We start from the raw sequence: 4,018 nt of genomic DNA, 5'->3' as shown, positions 1-4,018 counted from the left end.
TTAGGGACTTGCGCTTTGATAATGTACCTTTTGGGCGAACGCAGTTCGCCCCTACATTGTGGACAAAATCCGTTACTGTAGGGGCGCAAAGCTTGCGCCCTCCGATCGATTGGGATATTATTCCCACGCAAGTCCCTTAACTAAACTTAGTCAAACCTAAGCCACCTGAAAGGGTGAGTTGGGAAATTTTGATGGCCAAATATCCATCCCTGACGATAGGTGACAAGGGCAATTCTCGTCGGAGGGCAGATAAAAGTTTATGCGGATGGCGAGACTCGAACTCGCAAGGCGTAAGCCACACGCCCCTCAAACGTGCGTGTCTACCAGTTCCACCACATCCGCTTGATTTTAGCTTAATCACTATAGCACAGAAAAAAAATAATCTGCAAGCAACTTTTAAAAATTACTGCCGCACAACTTTCGCACCACCTGAGTTAGTACGGATAAACCTTTTAGGGAACCTTGAATCAAACGGAAGGCCGGGATGGGACGGATTAACATTTGTCGAGCTAGGGGCAATGGTAGCAGCTGACCTTGATTATCAATTGCCGGGGCTAAATCGGGTAAGTCCTGTGTCACCTCATCGCTAATCACGCGCACAATTGCCACTTTTTGCCCGCGTAAAGCTGCTAAAATCCTTGCTCCTTCCATATCGACCACTTCATAGCCCCCTTGTCCTAAACGTCGTTTTTCCTCGGATCGGCTAATCAGGCGATCGCTGGTTAAACCTTTAACAAGACTATATCCGGTTAATTGGGCGATTTCTGCGGTTATTTCCGGTTCGCACTGCCAATAATTCCCCTTTTCTAGGCCACAACCTTGATAGATTACCCCATCTCCGACTCGATAGCGATCGCTGAGACTGCCCGCTAATCCCATCAGCACAATTTTTCCTTTGAGCTTATTAAGAAATTCTAGAGATAGCCGAGAGACTGGGGAACTGTTGAGGAATTCTGGAGCGCCAAGGTTAATCGGGATAATTTGCGGGGCTAAATCGCCGATGTTCCTTAATCCTCGACGGATTGAGCTATGCTCCGCCCCCCGGGGAACGAGAATAATATCTTCAGGTGTAAGCATGAAATTTTTGAGAAAGTTTCCTAATTAGCCAAATAAGATGTTATAAACAATAATAGTGAACTAATTAGGAATAATTCTTAAGTAAATGGCCCTGCTACTGACTGGGCGATTGTCTTTCCCACCATGAAAAAGTCTGTCATTCTGCGTTTATCCGAGGTTAACAAGCGTTTTCCCGCTTCTCCTACTCTAGCTGTCGATAATATCAGTTTTAGTTTAACAGAGGGCGAAATTCTCGGATTATTGGGTCCGTCGGGCTGCGGTAAAACCACTCTACTGCGGATGATTGCGGGATTTGAAAAACCATCTCAAGGAGTGATTGAATTGGGAGGGCGAATAGTTGCCGACGAAAAAACCTTTATTCCCCCAGAAAAACGCAATACGGGCATGGTTTTTCAGGATTACGCTCTTTTTCCCCATTTAACCATCGCTGACAATATCGCCTTTGGGTTAAAAAATTCTGGGGAGAAATTATCGACCAAAGCTATTAACGCTAGGGTGGCGGAAACTTTGGATTTAGTCGGACTGCAAGGACTAGAAAAACGTTATCCCCATCAGCTATCGGGAGGACAACAGCAAAGAGTCGCCCTCGCCCGCGCTTTAGCCCCAAAACCCTCTTTAATCCTCTTAGATGAACCTTTAAGTAATCTCGATGTGCAGGTACGGCAACGCTTACGGCACGAGATCCGTCATATCCTGAAAGCGACCGGTATCTCGGCCATTTTTGTCACCCACGACCGGGAGGAAGCAATGGTGATCAGTGACACAATTGCCGTCATTTGTCAAGGAAAATTAGAACAAATTAACAATCCCGAAGCAATTTATAGTCATCCGGCCTCGCGATTCGTGGCCGAGTTTGTCACCCAAGCTAACTTTCTCCCCGCTAGACGGAAGGGGGAACAATGGCAAACCGAGATAGGAGTCTGGGAAATTCCCGATGGTCAAGATTTGGACAAAGGGGAATTGATGCTAAGGGAGGAAGATGTCAAAATTAAGCCAGATGAGACGGGAAATCTGGTTATTTGCGATCGCCAATTTTTAGGGCGGGAATACCGTTATTGTCTGCTAACGGCCACCGGCAGCCAAATCCACGCTAGAACAACGATTAACACCCAATTAGACATCGGTACAAAGGTAAAACTATCGATTATTCCCGATAGCGTCCGTGTATTTGCCGACTGATAAATCACATCTGACTTGAAAGTGGGTGTGGGGTGTGGGGAAGTGGGGAAGTGGGGTGTGGGGTGTGGGGAAGTGGGGAAGTGGGGTGTGGGGTGTGGGGAGCTTTTTCAGTAAAAAGGCAGCTCCGAGCTTATCGAAAATTTGGGTTAAAACCCCGTCCTTTTAGGACGGCTTTAGGCTACAATGGAAAAAGCGATAACCAAGCTAAAAACTGAACCTTGACCACAGATAGTAGGGGGTTTTGTTCAGAAAAGACTTCAAATTCGGCCTTGAACGAGTAAAACTTTCTAGGAAATAAGGTTGAACATTAGATTTTTTCGACCTGTTCAAAGTGGCCAGAGGGCATTCGGACACTCAAAACGGACGGGTCGAAAGTGTCAGACTTAAGCAATTAAGCGTTTTTCGCTATCTGCGTCAACCCCGTTCAGCGACCACCCTAAAAAAGTGGCGTGGTGAGGAACCGCCGTCCGTTTTACGGCGGCGAGGATGTCAACGCTTAATACTATTGACTGATAACTTACCCACTGATAACTGATAACTGATAACTGATGCAAGGCTGACGGCTAATATTGATATCGATCGCGATTTAGGACTAGGGTGGCATTTTTAGCGACAAAATCGATAATTTTTTTGGCCACATCCACACCAGTGGCTGCTTCTATTCCTTCCAAACCGGGAGAGGAATTCACCTCGATAACCACAGGCCCGTGATTGGACCGCAATAAGTCCACACCCGCAACCCGTAAACCCATGGCTTTAGTGGCCCGTATAGCCGTACTGCGTTCCTCCGGGGTTAATTTTACCTTTTCTGCCTTACCACCGCGGTGAAGATTAGAACGAAAATCCCCCTCGGCCCCCTGTCGCTTCATCGAGGCCACCACTTTTCCATCGATGACAAAACAGCGCAGATCTGCCCCACTGGCCTCTTTAATATACTCTTGTACTAGAATATTAGCCTCTAATTGCCGAAAAGCTTCAATAACTGACTTGGCTGCTTGGTCTGTTTCCGCTAAGACTACGCCAATACCTTGGGTTCCTTCTAATAATTTAATCACTAGAGGGGTGCCGCCGACGGTTTCGATTAAACCATCGATATCTTCAATTGCGTGAGCAATTCCCGTCACCGGTAAACCGATCCCTTCCCGAGCGAGGATTTGCAGACAACGCAATTTATCCCGCGACCGAGAAATTGCTTGCGAGTCGTTGGCAGTAAAAACATTCATCACCTCGAATTGTCGGACGACTGCGGTTCCATAGAAGGTTTTTGAGGCGGCAATGCGGGGAATAATCGCATCGAAACTCTCCAAGGGTTTACCGTTATAAACAACCGTGGGTTTATGGGAGGTGATGTTCATGTAACAGCGCAAATAATTGATCACTCGTACCTCATGACCTTGGGCTTCTCCCGCTTCTTTCAGTCGCTTGGTCGAATAAAGAGAAGCATCTTGGGATAAAATAGCGATTTTCATAAATTTTCGCTTAAATATTGCTTTTAAAACTGAATAGCTCCTTATTCCCCCATATTGGCTTGTTTGGCCGGCAACTCATAAAATTTCTGCTCTCGATCGAAGTCCATCGATTATTATGGCACTGACAGTTCCCCTTGAACAGTTGGGTTAAGTAGGGTTTGCTGAATAAATCTAAAAACCTTGTTGGGTAAGACTTTTAGACTTTTTGTCAATCAAAAAGTACCCGGCATGGGAGTGATCAGGGGGAAAATTCAGGGACTTTTTCCCTGAAAATTAGGTAATTGGCCACCTCA

At 46.2% G+C, this 4,018-nt stretch carries 4 protein-coding genes and 1 tRNA gene; 1 reads left to right on the top strand and 4 read right to left on the bottom strand.

The genetic code is table 11. The annotated features are described in order from the left end of the window. Nucleotides 1-260: 260 nt before the first annotated feature. Together IM456_RS19125 and IM456_RS19120 are read right to left on the bottom strand one after the other, a co-directional pair. Nucleotides 261-342 (bottom strand) — tRNA-Leu (locus tag IM456_RS19125). Nucleotides 343-396: 54 nt separating this feature from the next. Continuing rightward, on the bottom strand, nucleotides 397-1,077 hold the full coding sequence (locus IM456_RS19120; RefSeq protein ID WP_287693017.1) for a nucleoside phosphorylase-I family protein: 681 nt from the start codon (nucleotides 1,075-1,077) through the stop codon (nucleotides 397-399). 123 nt (nucleotides 1,078-1,200) lie between these two features. Between IM456_RS19120 and IM456_RS19115 the strand changes: the two genes are divergently transcribed. Beyond that, nucleotides 1,201-2,256 carry an ABC transporter ATP-binding protein gene (locus tag IM456_RS19115; protein ID WP_287693016.1) on the top strand — a complete coding sequence of 352 codons (1,056 nt, stop codon included), beginning with the start codon at nucleotides 1,201-1,203 and terminating at the stop codon, nucleotides 2,254-2,256. 383 nt (nucleotides 2,257-2,639) lie between these two features. On the opposite strand, the gene IM456_RS19110 is transcribed toward IM456_RS19115, so the two are convergent. Then, nucleotides 2,640-2,810 (bottom strand): hypothetical protein, encoded by a 171-nt coding sequence (locus IM456_RS19110; protein ID WP_287705250.1) that lies wholly within the window; start codon nucleotides 2,808-2,810, stop codon nucleotides 2,640-2,642. Nucleotides 2,811-2,819: 9 nt separating this feature from the next. After that, entirely contained in the window at nucleotides 2,820-3,725 is a 906-nt protein-coding gene (rimK, locus tag IM456_RS19105) for a 30S ribosomal protein S6--L-glutamate ligase (RefSeq protein ID WP_287705249.1), read from the bottom strand. Nucleotides 3,726-4,018 lie beyond the last annotated feature (293 nt).

The organism is Microcystis sp. M079S1 (genome assembly GCF_020246425.1).
GTDB lineage: Bacteria > Cyanobacteriota > Cyanobacteriia > Cyanobacteriales > Microcystaceae > Microcystis > Microcystis aeruginosa.
This window is presented reverse-complemented; position numbering and strand designations above follow the sequence as displayed.

Excerpts from the sequence above, each read along its gene's own strand:
- IM456_RS19120 (WP_287693017.1), bottom strand. The coding sequence starts at position 1,077 with ATGCTTACACCTGAAGATATTATTCTCGTTCCCCGGGGGGCGGAGCAT.
- IM456_RS19115 (WP_287693016.1), top strand. The coding sequence starts at position 1,201 with ATGAAAAAGTCTGTCATTCTGCGTTTATCCGAGGTTAACAAGCGTTTT.
- rimK (WP_287705249.1), bottom strand. The coding sequence starts at position 3,725 with ATGAAAATCGCTATTTTATCCCAAGATGCTTCTCTTTATTCGACCAAG.